General features: G+C 68.9%; 15 protein-coding genes. 5 read left to right on the plus strand and 10 right to left on the minus strand.

What is annotated here, in order from left to right; genetic code table 11:
• Positions 1–7: 7 nt before the first annotated feature.
• The 3 genes from ACWGCN_RS13495 to ACWGCN_RS13505 are packed head-to-tail and all read right to left on the minus strand — an operon-like array spanning position 8 to position 4466.
• Complete coding sequence (locus ACWGCN_RS13495) at positions 8–1606, minus strand: acyl-CoA carboxylase subunit beta (protein ID WP_378996089.1); 1599 nt, start codon at positions 1604–1606, stop codon at positions 8–10.
• Complete coding sequence (locus ACWGCN_RS13500; protein WP_378996086.1) at positions 1603–2754, minus strand: acyl-CoA dehydrogenase family protein; 1152 nt, start codon at positions 2752–2754, stop codon at positions 1603–1605. Before ACWGCN_RS13500 ends, ACWGCN_RS13495 begins: the two co-directional genes overlap by 4 nt.
• Positions 2751–4466, minus strand: a complete 1716-nt coding sequence (locus ACWGCN_RS13505; RefSeq protein WP_452460260.1) for an acyclic terpene utilization AtuA family protein — start codon at positions 4464–4466, stop codon at positions 2751–2753. The genes ACWGCN_RS13500 and ACWGCN_RS13505 overlap by 4 nt, the downstream gene beginning before the upstream one ends.
• Positions 4467–4551: 85 nt before the next feature.
• Here ACWGCN_RS13505 and ACWGCN_RS13510 point away from each other — a divergent pair, with 85 nt between their 5' ends.
• Together ACWGCN_RS13510 and ACWGCN_RS13515 are read left to right on the plus strand one after the other, a co-directional pair.
• Positions 4552–4695 (plus strand): hypothetical protein, encoded by a 144-nt coding sequence (locus ACWGCN_RS13510; RefSeq protein ID WP_378633702.1) that lies wholly within the window; start codon positions 4552–4554, stop codon positions 4693–4695.
• Positions 4696–4744: 49 nt separating this feature from the next.
• Positions 4745–5083, plus strand: coding sequence for a hypothetical protein (locus ACWGCN_RS13515; RefSeq protein ID WP_452460261.1), 339 nt, complete (start codon positions 4745–4747; stop codon positions 5081–5083).
• On the opposite strand, the gene ACWGCN_RS13520 is transcribed toward ACWGCN_RS13515, so the two are convergent.
• From ACWGCN_RS13520 to thiO, 6 genes are all read right to left on the minus strand, one after another.
• Positions 5066–5920 carry an adenylate/guanylate cyclase domain-containing protein gene (locus ACWGCN_RS13520; RefSeq protein ID WP_387445878.1) on the minus strand — a complete coding sequence of 285 codons (855 nt, stop codon included), beginning with the start codon at positions 5918–5920 and terminating at the stop codon, positions 5066–5068. The genes ACWGCN_RS13515 and ACWGCN_RS13520 overlap by 18 nt on opposite strands.
• 315 nt (positions 5921–6235) lie before the next feature.
• The gene (locus ACWGCN_RS13525) at positions 6236–6997 is read right to left on the minus strand and encodes an ABC transporter permease (RefSeq protein WP_378633697.1); all 762 of its coding nucleotides are present in this window, start codon (positions 6995–6997) and stop codon (positions 6236–6238) included.
• A complete protein-coding gene (locus ACWGCN_RS13530; RefSeq protein ID WP_378633694.1) occupies positions 6997–7932 on the minus strand; it encodes an ABC transporter ATP-binding protein in 936 nt (311 codons plus the stop codon). Before ACWGCN_RS13530 ends, ACWGCN_RS13525 begins: the two co-directional genes overlap by 1 nt.
• Before the next feature lie 85 nt (positions 7933–8017).
• A complete protein-coding gene (thiG, locus tag ACWGCN_RS13535) occupies positions 8018–8776 on the minus strand; it encodes a thiazole synthase (protein WP_449967819.1) in 759 nt (252 codons plus the stop codon).
• Positions 8769–8984, minus strand: coding sequence for a sulfur carrier protein ThiS (thiS, locus tag ACWGCN_RS13540; RefSeq protein ID WP_378633691.1), 216 nt, complete (start codon positions 8982–8984; stop codon positions 8769–8771). The genes thiG and thiS overlap by 8 nt, the downstream gene beginning before the upstream one ends.
• Positions 8981–10072 (minus strand): glycine oxidase ThiO, encoded by a 1092-nt coding sequence (gene thiO, locus ACWGCN_RS13545; protein WP_378996076.1) that lies wholly within the window; start codon positions 10070–10072, stop codon positions 8981–8983. Before thiO ends, thiS begins: the two co-directional genes overlap by 4 nt.
• Positions 10073–10150: 78 nt before the next feature.
• Between thiO and thiE the strand changes: the two genes are divergently transcribed.
• A complete protein-coding gene (gene thiE, locus ACWGCN_RS13550) occupies positions 10151–10849 on the plus strand; it encodes a thiamine phosphate synthase (RefSeq protein WP_378633686.1) in 699 nt (232 codons plus the stop codon).
• Between the two features lie 56 nt (positions 10850–10905).
• Here thiE and ACWGCN_RS13555 read toward each other — a convergent pair whose 3' ends face one another.
• On the minus strand, positions 10906–11544 hold the full coding sequence (locus tag ACWGCN_RS13555) for an NUDIX domain-containing protein (protein WP_452458123.1): 639 nt from the start codon (positions 11542–11544) through the stop codon (positions 10906–10908).
• Positions 11545–11672: 128 nt separating this feature from the next.
• Between ACWGCN_RS13555 and ACWGCN_RS13560 the strand changes: the two genes are divergently transcribed.
• Both ACWGCN_RS13560 and ACWGCN_RS13565 read left to right on the plus strand, forming a co-directional pair.
• The gene (locus tag ACWGCN_RS13560; protein ID WP_452458124.1) at positions 11673–13154 is read left to right on the plus strand and encodes a hypothetical protein; all 1482 of its coding nucleotides are present in this window, start codon (positions 11673–11675) and stop codon (positions 13152–13154) included.
• Entirely contained in the window at positions 13151–14107 is a 957-nt protein-coding gene (locus ACWGCN_RS13565; protein ID WP_452458125.1) for a glutamate ABC transporter substrate-binding protein, read from the plus strand. The genes ACWGCN_RS13560 and ACWGCN_RS13565 overlap by 4 nt, the downstream gene beginning before the upstream one ends.
• The last annotated feature ends 102 nt before the right edge of the window (positions 14108–14209 follow it).

Here is a 14209-nt window from a genome sequence, read left to right on the forward strand (position 1 = left end):
GCGCATCTCACATTCGGAAGACGCCGAAGCCCTCGGCGCCCTTGATCGGGGCTGTGTGAACGGCCGACAGAGCCATTCCCAGCACGGTGCGGGTGTCGCGGGGGTCGATGATGCCGTCGTCGAACAGCCTGCCCGACAGGAACATCGGCATGGCCTCGGCCTCGATCTGCGCCTCGACCATCGCGGCGAGACCGGCGGCGGCCTCCTCGTCGAACGGCAGGCCCTTGGACTCGGCCGCGCCGCGCTGCACGATGGTGAGCACGCCGCCCAGCTGCGCCCCACCCATGACGGCGGACTTCGCGCTCGGCCAGGCGAACAGGAAGCGCGGGTTGAACGCGCGCCCGCACATGCCGTAGTGCCCGGCGCCGTAGGAGGCGCCGATCAGCAGCGAGATGTGCGGGACCGTGGAGTTGGCGACCGCGTTGATCATCATCGCGCCGTGCTTGATGATGCCGCCGTGCTCGTACTCCTTGCCGACCATGTAGCCGGTGGTGTTGTGCAGGAACAACAGTGGCGTGTTCTTCTTGTTGGCCAGCTGGATGAACTGGGTGGCCTTCTGCGATTCCTCGGAGAACAGCACGCCGCGCGCGTTGGCGAGGATGCCGATCGGGTAGCCGTTGATCTCGGCCCAGCCGGTGACCAGGCTCGAGCCGTAGAGCGGCTTGAACTCGTCGAAATCGGAACCGTCGACCACGCGGGCGATGACCTCGCGGGGATCGAACGGGATCTTCAGGTCCGAGGGCACGATGCCGAGCAGTTCCTCGGGATCGTAGATCGGCGAGATCACCTCCGCGCGCGGCTCCGGTCCCTGTTTCTTCCAGTTCAGGCGACGAACGATATTGCGGCCGAGGCGGATCGCGTCCTGCTCGTCGGCGGCCATGTAGTCGGCCAGACCGGAGGTGCGGGCGTGCATCTCGGCACCGCCGAGGGTCTCGTCGTCGGAGTCCTCACCGGTGGCCATCTTCACCAGCGGCGGGCCCGCGAGGAAGACCTTCGCGGCTTCCTTGACCATCACCACGTAGTCGGACATACCGGGGATATAGGCACCACCGGCGGTGGAGTTGCCGAAAACCAGGGAGATGGTGGGGATTCCGGCCGCCGAGGCCTGGGTGAGGTCGCGGAACATCGCGCCACCCGGGATGAACACTTCCTTCTGCGTCGGCAGGTCCGCGCCGCCGGACTCGACCAGCGAGATCACCGGCAGCCGGTTCTCCCGGACGATGTCGTTGATACGCAGTGTCTTACGCAGCGTCCACGGGTTCGACGTACCGCCGCGCACCGTCGGGTCGGGCGCCACGATCATGCACTCGACGCCCTCGACGAGGCCGATGCCGGCGATCGTCGACGCGCCGACGTGGAAGTCGCTGCCCCACGCGGCGAGTGGGCACAGCTCGAGAAACGGCGAGTCCTCGTCGAGCAGCAGTTCGATGCGCTCACGTGCGGTCAGCTTGCCGCGCTTGTGGTGCCGGGCCACCTTGTCGGGGCCACCACCGGCGATGGCCTTGGCGAACTCCGCCTCGACCTCGGTGAGCTTGGTGGACATCGCCTCGGCGGCCGCGGTGTACTCGGGCGAGGCGGTGTCGATGAGGGAACGGAAGGTCGTCACGACTGGTACCCCAATACTTTCGACGCCAGCATGGTCAGGATCTCGTTGGTGCCGCCGCCGATGCCGATGATGCGCACATCGCGGTAGATGCGCTCGACCTCGGCCTCGCGCATGTAGCCCATCCCGCCGTGCAACTGCACGGCCTGGTTGGCCACCCATTCGGCGGTCTCGACGGCGTTGTTCTTGGCGAAGCACACCTGAGCGATCAGGTTCTCGTCGCCGGCGACGTAGCGCTCGACCAGCGCCCGGGTGTACGTGCGCGAGATATCCACGCGCTGTGCCATATCGGTGAGTGTCATCTGTACCTTCTGGCGGCTGATCAGCGGCCGGCCGAAGGTCTCGCGATCGCGGCACCACTGCACGGTGAGGTCGAGCGCGCGCTGGGCCAGCGAATACGCCTGCACCGCGAGGCCCACCCGCTCACTGACGAACGCGGCGGCGATCTGCGCGAAGCCGCTGTTCTCGGCGCCGACCAGGTTCGAGGCGGGCACCCGTACGTCCACGTACGACAGCTCGGCGGTATCCGAGGCCAGCCAGCCCATCTTCTCCAGCTTGCGGCTGACGGTGAAGCCCGGCGTGTCCTTCGGCACCAGGATCAGCGAAACACCGGCCGCGCCAGGGCCGCCCGTGCGCACCGCGGTGACGACGAAGTCGGCACGACAGCCCGAGGTGATGAAGGTCTTGGCGCCGTTGATGATGAAGTCCTCACCGTCGCGCACGGCGGTGGTGGTGAGGTGGCCGACATCGGAACCCCCGCCGGGTTCGGTGATGGCCAGCGAACCGATCAGGTCACCGGCCAGCGTCGGCTTGGCCCACTGGTCGATCTGGGCCTGGTTGCCCGAGGCGATCATGTGCGGCAGCGCGATTCCACAGGTCAGCAGCGAGGCCCACAGGCCGCCGGACGCACCGGCGACATGGATCTCCTCGCCCACGATCACCGAGTCGATGGCGTTGCCGCCCTCGCCGCCCGCCGATTCCGGGTACTCGATGCCGAGCAGGCCGAGTTCGCCTGCCTTCTTGTGCAGCTCGCGCGGTAGTTCACCGGCCCGCTCCCAGGCATCGAGGTCGGGCAGGATCTCCCGTTCGACGAACCCGCGCACAGTGGCGCGCAGCTCTTTTCGCTCCGGCGTTTCCCAAACTGAGGTCATGCGAACAGCTCCGTCGGCATATCGATGTGGCGGGAGCGCAGCCATTCGCCGAGCCCCTTGGCCTGCGGGTCGAAACGTGCCTGGTAGGCGACGCCCTTGCCCAGCAGCCCGGAAATGATGAAGTTGACCGCGCGCAGATTGGGCAGCACGTGGCGGGTGACGGTCAGGCCGGCCGTCTCGGGAAGAAGTTCTCGCAGCTTCTCGACGGTGAGGGTGTGCACGAGCCAGCGCCACTGGTCGTCGGTGCGCACCCACACGCCGATATTGGCGTCGCCGCCCTTGTCGCCGCTGCGCGCGAGCGCGATAGTGCCGAGCGGGACTCGACGGGTTTCGGCGGGCGGCAGCGGTGCGGGCAGTTCGGGTTCGGAAACAGGTTCGAGGACAACGGTTTCCGTAGCGGGGGCGATGTCGACACGGGTGCCGTTCGCCAGCACGGCGATATGCGGCACCTCGTGCGCGTCGACGAAACCCGGGGTGAAGACACCGTAGGGCGAACCGTTTCCGGGCAGCGCGGTGAAGCTGGCACCCGGGTAGCTAGCGAGCGCCAATTCCACAGCGACACTGGAGAACCCGCGACCGACCTTGTTCGGGTCGGCATCGCGCACCACGCAGCGCAGGATCGCGCTGGCCTGCTCTTCGGTCTCGGCGTCGGGGCGATCGAGGCGAGCCAGGGTCCAGGTGAGCTCGGCGGGTTTGTCCGGCAGCCAGGATTCCAGCTGTCGTTGTGCCAGTGCGGCTTTGGCCTCGATATCGAGTCCGGTGAGGATGAACGACATCTCGTTGCGGAAGCCGCCGAGGGTGTTCAGCGAGACCTTGAGCTGTGGCGGCGGGGCCTCACCGGTGACGCCGCTGATCAATACCCGGTCCTTGCCCTCCTGGCTCAGCACGATGCTGTCCAGGCGGGTGGTGACGTCGGGTCCGGCGTAGCGCGCGCTCTGGATCTCGTACATGAGCTGGGCTTCGACGGTGTCGACAGTGACCGCGCCGCCGGTGCCGTCGTGCTTGGTGATCACGCAGGACCCGTCGCGGCGGATCTCGGCGATCGGGAAGCCGGGGCGGCCGATGTCACCGAGTTCGGTGAAGAAGGCGAAGTTACCGCCGGTGGCCTGAGTGCTGCACTCGATCACGTGGCCCGCGACCACCGCACCGGCGAGCGCGTCGTAATCGGTACGGGCCCACCCGAAGTGGGCCGCCGCCGGACCCACGATCACGGAGGCGTCGGTGACGCGACCGGTGACAACGATGTCGGCGCCGGAGTTCAGGCACTCCACGATCCCCCACGCGCCGAGATAGGCGTTGGCGGTGAGCGGCTGACCCAGATCGAGCTCGGCGGCCCGCGAGACCAGGTCGTCGCCTTCGACGTGCGCGATCTCGGCATCGAGCCCGAGCTCGGCGGCGACCTTGCGCAACTGCTCGGCCAGCCCGGCCGGATTCAGCCCGCCGGCATTGGTGACGATCTGGACGTTCTTCTCGAGCGCGAGCGCGAGGCAGTCCTTGATCTGCTTGACGAAGGTCTTGGCGTAGCCGAGGCTCGGATCCTTCATCCGGTCGCGGCCCAGGATCAGCATGGTGAGTTCGGCGAGGTAGTCGCCGGTCAGCACGTCGAGCTGACCGCCTTCCAGCATCTCGCGCATGGCGCTGAGCCGGTCACCGTAGAACCCGGAACAATTCCCGATCCGGATCAGGTCCGGGTCAGCGGAGAGAGCACTCATGGCACCCAGGATCGCAGCGGTTCAGAAAAAAAGCAAGCATGCGTGCTTGTTAATTCCGTGCAATCCACCAGGCAAGATGGAACCCATGCTGTCCGTCCTCCTCTTCGCCCTCGCCGGATTCCTGCTCGGCGGCGCGTACACGACCTGGAAGAACAACCGCCCGGTGGCGATCGGTTTGATCGTCGCCGCTGTCCTCGCGGGCCTCGGCGCCGCGCTCTGGCTGGAGTAGCAAGACTTTCGCAAGATCAGGGCAAGGCGAGGGCTGTTGGCTTGCCCACATGTTCACTTGGTATGTCGGCCTGCTCGCGCTCAGCGGCCTCGCGATGATCATCATGGCCAACGTCGACAACGGCCGCAGCCAGCTCTCGCGCGGGCTCAACGCGGTGTTCGGCATCGCGTTCCTCGGATACGCGGGATACCTGTGGTTCGTGTTCGACGGCGGCGACTACCTGATCTTCTTCCACGCGTTCATCCTGCCGGTGCTGCTCATCATCGACTTCGTGCGTTCGACGAACTGGCAGGCACTGACCGACAAGCCCACCCCGACCCAGAAGGCCTTCCGCGAGTACTGGAAGGAACAGGATCGGCTGGAAAAGCGCTCAGCTCGTCGTGTGTAGCCGGAAGATCCTGACGTCCTCCGGGACGCCGCTCAGCGGCGCCGCCCAGAAGTTGCGCTTGTAGGGTTTGGCGACGACGCCCAGCTCCTCGAGGGTTTCCGGGCGCAGCGCGGCCAGCGTGACGCTGGAAATCATCGTGTTGCCGTTGCCGCCAGCCTCCATCATCCTGGCGGCGATGTTGACGTCGACGCCGAGCCAGTCGCCGCCGATCTCCCGGGGCGAGCCGGTGTGCAGGCCCACCCGCATACGCGGGGTGTAGCCGTTGATCTCGACCCCGGCGAGATTGCGCCGGGCCGCCAGCGCGGCGCGCACGGCACGATCGGGCGAGGAGAACACCGCCATCAGGCCGTCGCCCATCCGCTTGACCACCTGACCGCCACGCTCGACGATCGGCGGCTCGATGGCCTTGGCGACCTTGCGCAGCAGTTCCAGGGTGCGCTCGTCGCCCACCGACAGCGACCAGCTCGAGAACCCGACCAGGTCGGTGAACACGATGGTCACCTCCTCGGAACCGCGCCCACGCCCGATCCGCTCCAGCCCCGCCTGCCACACCTGTAGGGCACCGAAACCGATTTCCCTGGCCGCGGTCGGGGCGCCGCCCGCGATCTTGTCCGCCGCCCGGGCCACCGCGCGCGCACCGCCGGGTCCTGTCACCGACAGCGGGTCGCCGAAGGACGGGTCGCCCGGCAGCTGGTGGCGCGCCTTGCGTAAGGCGCCGATCAGGTCCGCCCGGCGGTTGGCCGCTTGCAGCTTCGACGAGATCTGGGCGCGCTTGCGGCTCGCGCGCGCATCGGTGTCGGACTCGGCGGATTCACTCACGATCGGCTCCAACGGGATGGACACGTCCGCGGCGTCGCGCCGCCGCGGATTCACCCCGCCAGAAGGCGTTTCACTCACGCTCAAAGGTTAGCCGATCCGCCTCCCCGAGACTTCCAGCCAGACTCAGGTGAGTGGGGACGAGGTGACGCGTCCGGCGGTTCCGTGCGTGGGCGCGTTCGCCCGTACCCGGCGAGTTACCCAGGCACTCACTGGATATGCGCGAGCCCCCGGCGTCCGGGCAGCGGACGCCGGGGGCTCGTGCAGGGGCGACCTCCCGACAAGGTCGCGGCCCTCGCGACCCGGGCCAATGCGAGGGCGGCCCGGGCAGGATTGTCAGGCGTCGCGGCGGTTGACCAGCACGAGTGCGCCGGCGAACACGATCGCCACGAACACGGCGAAGTAGATCAGGCTTCCCCACACACCCCAGTGCCAGTCGCCTGCGTACTCCTCGACGCTCAGGAAACGGTTCGCGTTCTGGAAGGGCAGGAACGGCTTGACGGTGCGGCCGAAGCTGCCGAACGCGCCGAGCAGGTTCTCCAGCAGCAGCGACCACAGCACGATCAGCGAGATCGCCGCGGCGGACTGGCGCACCAGCACACCGACACCGATGGCGAGCATGACGCACAGGAACGCGTAGATCGGCACGCTGTAGATGGCTCGCCAGTTGCCGTCGAGCACGAGACCGGGAGCGTCGTCACCGGTGATCAGCTTGGCCACGATGAACGCGATGAGCGCGAGCACACCGGTGAGCACGGCCGAGTAGAAGCCGACCAGCGCGGTCTTCGACAGCACGACCTTGGATCGGTTCGGGACCGCGAGGAAGCTGGAGCGGATGACGCCGAAGCGATATTCGCTGGTCACCGTCAGCGCGGCCATGATCATCAGGACCATGACGCCGAAGCCGGCGACACCCGACACCGCCACGCTCGGGGTGAGCAACGGCGGGCCCTCGCCGGAATCCCCGGTGGAGTCGGCGTTGGTGACCAAGGCGATCAGCACGGCGAGGCCGATGCCGAGCACCACCACGACCGCCGAGCACCACCAGGGCGAGCGGGTGGAGGTGAGTTTGATTCGTTCCGCTGCGAGCACGCCCATCAGAGCGCACCTCCCATCGCCTGTTGATCGAAGCTTTCACCGTGGTACTCCACGGCGCCGCCGGTCATCCGCATGAACGCTTCCTCGAGCGAGGCCTGCTGCGGTGCCAGCTCGTAGAGCGTGACGTTGTTCGTGCCCGCCACCTTGCCGACCTCGTCGGAAGTGACGCCCGCGACGATCAGCGCGGCGTCGCCGTCTTCCTTCACGGTCATGCCGTGCGAGGTGAGCAGGCTGCGCAACTGATCCAGCTGCGGGCTGCGCACGCGCACCGACTGCTCGGAGGCACGGTCGATGAACTCCTGGGTGGTGCCGTCGAACATCAGCTGACCACGACCGATGACGATGAGCTGCTCGGCGGTCTGCGACATCTCCGAGAGCAGGTGGCTCGACACGAGCACCGTGCGTCCCTCGGCGGCCAGGCGCTGCATGAACCGGCGGATCCACAGGATGCCCTCCGGGTCGAGGCCGTTGACCGGCTCGTCGAACAGCAGCACCTTCGGGTCGCCGAGCAGCGCGCCCGCCAGTCCGAGACGCTGGGACATACCGAGCGAGAATCCGCCCGCGTTCTTGTTCGCCACCTCGGACAGGCCGACCAGTCGCAGGACCTCTTCGACCCGCGACTTCGGGATGTCGTTGGAGGCGGCCAGCCACTCCAGGTGGGCGCGCGCCGAGCGGTTCGGATGCACCCACTTGGCATCCAGCAGCGCGCCGACCTGTGTGAGCGGGCGTTCCAGCTGCTGGTACTGCTTGCCGTCGATGAGCGCACTGCCCGCCGTCGGCTTGTCCAATCCGAGGATCATCCGCATGGTCGTCGATTTACCGGCACCGTTGGGTCCGAGGAACCCGGTCACCAGTCCTGGTCGGACGGTGAACGTGAGGTCCTGCACCGCGACGGTCTGGCCGAATTGCTTCGTCAGGCCCTTCAGCTCGATCATGCGCCCCAGCTTGCCTCACGATCGCCGTGCCGCGCGTCGCCGAGAAGTAGCGAGTCGGGTCATCCTCGAGGATGACCTTCGACCCCTAGACGGCTGGGGAAGAAGCCTGAGCCCAGAAACGCTTGGGGATACGGCCCGCCTGCCTGGCCAGATAGCCCGCACGCACGGCGGCCGACATGGCCGACGCCATGAGTTCGGGCTCTTTCGCCCTGGTCACGGCGGTAGCGAGCAGGACTGCCGAGCAGCCGAGTTCCATGGCGAGAGCGGCGTCGCTGGCGGTGCCGATGCCCGCGTCGAGGATCACGGGGACCCCGGCGGCGGCGACGATCATCTCGATGTTGTGGGGGTTGCCGATGCCCAAGCCCGTGCCGATCGGGGAGCCGAGCGGCATCACCGCGGCACAGCCCGCTTCTTCGAGGCGGCGGGCGAGGATCGGGTCGTCGTTGGTGTACGGCAGAACCACGAAACCGTCGTCGACGAGCTTCTCGGCGGCGTCGAGGAGCTCGAACGGGTCCGGCAGCAGGGTGCGGTCGTCGGCGACCACCTCGAGCTTGACCCAGTTGGTGTCGAGCGCCTCACGGGCCAGCTGGGCGGTGAGTACGGCTTCGGCGGCGGTGCGACAGCCCGCGGTGTTGGGCAGCAGGGTGATGTCGAGGCGCTTGAGCAGGTCGAGCACGCCGGTGCCGCCCGCGGCATCGACCCGGCGCATGGCGACGGTGGTGAGCTCGGTGCCCGAGGCGATCAGTGCCTGTTCGAGGACTGCGAGGTTTTCGGCGCCCCCGGTGCCCATGATCAGGCGGGAGCCGAACTCCTTGTCGGCGATCCGCAACGGCGACTCAGCCACCCTGCACCGCCGTGAGCACCTCGATGGTCCAGCCGCGCCCGACCGGCTCGTCCCAGCGCGACTTCGAGAAGACCGCGCCGTCCACCGCCAATGCCACACCCTGGCAGGGCAATTCGAGCTTGGTCAGCAGTTCACGGACGCTGAGCGGCTCGGGGAACTCGTGGTCGACACCGTTGACGGTGACGCCGATCGGAATGGTCGAGGTCATCGAACTCCTCCTTGCGACAGAGATGGCATCTGCGATGCCGGAAAACGTTGAGGTGCTGCGGCTTCGACGACCACGGGGGTCTCGCCGTCGAGCAGCGCGGGCACGACCGCCGCGGTGAGCGCGAGGGTGAGCATGCCGTTACGGCCGTGACCGGTGGCGGCAACGACCCGGTCGTCGAGGTGGCCGAGCAGCGGCAGGTTGTCGGGGGTTCCCGGCCGCGAGCCCGCGTTCGCTTCGGCCAGTTCGTATTCGGCGATGCCGGGCAGGATGGTTTCGGCGTCGGCGATCAGGTCACGGACACCGCCGACAGTGACGGTGGTGTCGAAGCCCGCCTCGTATTGTGTTGCACCGACAACGATTCCGTCTTCGCGGGGGACCAGGTAGACCTGCCTGCCGTGGACCCGGGCGCGGATCACCCTGGTCGGTGGCGGGCTGACGCCGGGCCTGCGACGCAACCGGAGGATTTCACCCTTCACCGGGCGCACCGGCAGGCCGGGCCAGAGCTCGGCGGAGCGGGCGCCCGCCGCGAGGACTATCCGGTCGTGCGGTAGCTCCTCCAGCGCGGCAACGGCTTCGGCACGGATCTCGACACCGGCTCCGGCGCAGGCGGATCGGAGCGCACGCAGTACGCGCCGATTGTCGACGGCGGGTTCGGTTTTCGCGTGCAGGCCGGCGCGGACGGTGCGCGCGAGCGCGGGTTCCAGCGCGCGGACTCCCGCACGGTCGAGCACCCGCAGATCGTGACCGAAGCCGGCCAGCCAGTCCGAGACGGTGCGCAGGTCCGTGACATCGGCGCTGTCGAGGGCGACGGTGAGCGTCTCCTCGGCCACGAACATCGATTCACCCGAGACCGCTCGGAGCCGTTCGGCGAAAGCGGGCCACTGCGCCAGCGCGGCCGCGCCGAAGGCGAGCACCCGGTCCTCCCCCGGCCAGCCTTCCGACAGCGGCGCCAGCATTCCACCGGCCACGAAGGAGGCGCCGCGCGCGGGTTCGGGGTCGTAGACGGTGACCGTCCAGCCCGCCTCGGCGGCCCGCCATGCGACGGCAAGTCCGACGGCGCCGCCGCCAACGACCGCCAGAGTTCGCATCCCGTTCCACCTGTCTTTTTCGCCTACCGCCCGCCACGGCGTTCGCACTCCAACGGTAGCGCGACTACCGTCGAGAACGTGCAGCCCTCCCATCCGAACCGTTCCGTCCCGCCAAGGGAGCGCCTGTCGAGTGCACTGCTGTATCTGTGCACCGATGCGCGGCGGGAAAAAGGTGATCTGTCCCGCTTCGTCGACGCGGCGCTGGCAGGCGGAGTCGACATCGTGCAGCTCAGGGACAAGGGATCGCCGGGCGAGGCCGAATTCGGGCCGCTCGAGGCGAAGGCCGAGCTCGGTGCGCTCGCCGAGATCAAGGCCGCGACCCGTCGCCACGGCGCCTTGCTCGCGGTGAACGATCGCGCCGATATCGCACTCGCCGCGGGCGCCGATGTGCTGCACCTCGGCCAAGGAGACCTGCCGCCGTCCTACGCGCGACGCGTCCTCGGCCCCGATGTGGTGATCGGCCGCTCCACCCACAACCGCAACCAGGCGAGTCTGGCCGCGATCGACGGCCACCTCGACTACTTCTGCACCGGCCCGATCTGGACCACGCCGACCAAGCCCGGCCGCCAGGCCGCGGGCGTCGACTTCGTCCGCTCGACCGCCGAGTCCCATCCCACCCTCCCCTGGTTCGCCATCGGCGGCGTCGACGCGCAACGACTCCCCGAGGTGCTGGCCGCCGGTGCCCGCCGCGTGGTCGTCGTCCGTGCGATCACCGAAGCCGCCGATCCGGAAGCCGCGGCTCGCGAACTGAAGCAAGCCCTCCTCGCCGCTGACTGAGTGCCACGACCGGCGTGGCTGCGATGTGCGCGCAGTCGGGTCGAGGAGGTACGGACTCAGGCGAGAACGTCTGCCCGGGTGAGGACCGGGCCTTCGGTGGGCTCACCGTCGAGAACGACTTCGACGCCGGGGCCGTCGGCCCGCGCGTGCAGCCAGAAGAAGCCCTGGTCGGGCAGTTCGACTGTGCGGGGTAGCGCTTGCGCGAGCTCGGCGTCGGCGTCCAGGCGCACGCGCAACGGCACCGCGCGCAGTTCGATCCAGGCGACGGCGAAGCCGGGATGCAACGGCAGATCGGCGACCTCGTCCTCAGGGACCCAGGCCAGTTCGGCGCTCTCCTTGTTGGCGACCGTGGGCAGCGGCTTGTCGGCGTCGGCGACGACGGTGATGTAGGTCCAGCCGCTGGGGGCGGTCATGGTCAGGCGCTCGGCCCTGACCCGGAGGTCGGCGGCGGCGATGCCCGCTTCCTCCTCGGCCTCCCTGACCGCCGCGTGCTCGGGCGACTCGTGCGAGTCACGCGCCCCACCGGGCAGCGCCCAGGTGCCGCCCTGATGACTCCACGGCGCCCGGTGCTGCAGCAGCACCGCGGACCCGCCACCGGGCAGCGGTGCGCGCAGCAGCAGACCCGCCGCACCGAATTTTCCCCAGTGCTTGGCCCCATCGGGGCCCTTGAACCAGCCGTCTCCGTCGCCGCGCATCCCATACTCTTTCCTCCGAGCAGCCGTACAGCAACCGCTGCGGGGGTGTGTGAGGGGCTGCGCTACCCGTAGGCCCACAATAAACTCCGCACAGGTAGGTGTGCACGGACAGCGCCGGGAGGTGAACGATGGTCGAACCGGGGAATCGCAATGCCTCGACGGAGGTGGCGGCCGTCCGCGTTCGCCCGTCACCGCAGGCCACGACGGGTGCGAAGCACTCCGAGGCGGCCGGCGCGGCACCGTTGACACCGCGCTGGGCGCCGCTGCGCCGACCGGCCGCGCCGGTCGACCGGCCGCCCGCGCCCGACGTCAGAGCGTTGCGCGCGCAGTTCCAACCCGCCCGGTTGCGCAGCTTCGCGCAGTCCTCGCCGGGTCGGCTCGTTGCCGCCGGACTGGTCCTGATGGTGCTGTGCGTCACCGCGGGCGCGGTGACTTCGACGACCGTGAGCGAGCGTCAGCAAGCTCTCGGCGTCCTGCTCGACGACACCGAACCCGACGCGCATTCGGCCAATCACCTCTACACCTCGCTCTCCATCGCCGACGCCGCCGCGGGCACCGCGTTCATCGCGGGCGGACTCGAACCCCAAGCGGTGCGCGACCGCTATACCCAGGCCATCGGTGAGGCCGCCGCCGAACTGGTGACCCAGGCCGGGCACGTCTCCGACGAAGAGGCGGCCGATCCGTCGGGCACCGACCGCCGCCTGCGTACCGGCATCGCGACCGGGCTGCCCGTCTACAGCGGGCTGATCGAGACCGCGCGGGTGAACAATCGCAACGGCTATCCCGTCGGCGCGGCCTATCTGAGCGAGGCATCACATCAGATGCAGACCGGACTGCTGCCGATGGCCGAGGAGCTGGAGGACCACCGCTTCGACGCGGTCACCGCCGCGCAGTACCGGCACGTGCAACCACCGTGGACGGCGATCGTGCTGCTCGTGGTGGCGCTCGGCGCGCTGATCTGGGTGCAGGTCGAGCTGGCGCGGCGCTCGCGCCGATTCTTCAACATGGGCTTGCTGGTCGGCACCGGCGCGCTGGCGCTGACCCTGATCTGGACGGTGGCGGCCGGTTCGCTCTCCGCGGTGGCGATGATTCGCTGCCGGGACGAGGGCGCGGTGCCATCGGCGCGATTGGCCGAGAGCCGAATCCTCGTGCAGCAAGCCAGATCAGCGGAAATGGTGAAGCTGGTCCGCCGCGACGCGACCGGTGACTACGACCGCACCTTCGATACGAACGCCACCCGGCTCAACGAGCTGCTCGCCGGTTACCCCGCGGACGCGCCTGCCCGCGACGAGGTGGCGCACGCGCGCGCCGCGCTCACCCGCTGGCAGTCGGCCCATCAGCGGATGAACGACACCCTCCAGCGGGGCGATTTCGTGGGCGCGGCCACCGTCGCGACCGGTCCGAGCGCCGCCGATTCCGCCGCCCAGGTCGACGCACTCGATCGGGCACTGGACAAGGCGGGCGCGGTGACGCGAGACACCTTGCGCGCCAGGGTGTCGCAGGCGATCGATGTGCTGTCGTTCCTCGCCCCCGGCGCGTTCGTGCTCGGGATCGCGGCGGCGGCATGCGTCGCGCTCGGTTTGTGGCCGCGACTGCGGGAGTACCGATGAGGCGCGGCCGAGTTATCGCGGCACTGATGCTGGCCGGACTGCTCGCAGGCTGCTCCGAGGGCGCCCCCGCGCCCGCTGAGCGGGGTGTCTATTCCGAACCTCCGTTGCCCGCGAAGGCCATTCCGATCGGCACCGACACCCCGGTGCCGCCCACCGGCGGCGAACAGTGTGGCGATCCGACCGCGAGTCTGCGACCGAGCACCGCCACCGGCCCGACGATCGATGCCATTCGCGCGCGCGGCAGGCTCGTCGTGGGCCTGGACGCGGGCAGCAACCTGTTCAGCTTCCGCGATCCACTCACCGGTCGCATCGTCGGGTTCGACGCCGACATCGCCCGCGAGATCGCCCGCGACCTGCTCGGCAATCCTGATCTGATCGAATACCGCAGTCTCGCTTCGGAAGAGCGCGAGCGGGCACTGCAGGATCACACGGTCGACCTGATCGCGAAGACGATGACGATCACCTGCGAGCGACGTCAGCGGGTGGCGTTCTCGACGGTGTACCTGCGGGCCGACCAGCGGGTGCTCGCGGTGAAGGGTTCGGGCATCGACGGCCTGGCCGATCTGGCGGGCAAGCGGGTGTGCGTGGTGCGCGGCACCACCTCGCTCGACCACATCCGCCGCGACCAGCCTGCCGCCACGATCCTGACGGTGCCCACCTGGGCCGACTGCCTGGTGGTGCTCCAACAACGCCAGGTCGATGCCGTGAGCACCGACGACTCGATCCTGGCGGGCCTGGCCGCCCAGGACCCCTACACCGAAGTGGTGGGCGGGAGCATCAGCGCCGAGCCGTACGGCATCGGGATTCCCAAGGGCGACGACGACCTGGTGCGTTTCGTCAACTCCACCCTGGACCGCATCCGCAACGACGGCACCTGGACCCGCATCCACCGCCGCTGGCTCGCGACGCTCGGCGAGACACCGAGCCCGCCCGCACCGAAGTACCAGGACTGACGGCCATGAGCACGAACCCGACCAGCGAAGAGCCAGGGCGACGCGATCCGGCCCCGGAGGATCAGGCGCCCGCCGAATCGCCGGTGCACCCCCGAGCCCGGC

This window comes from Nocardia sp. NPDC055050, from assembly GCF_053608345.1.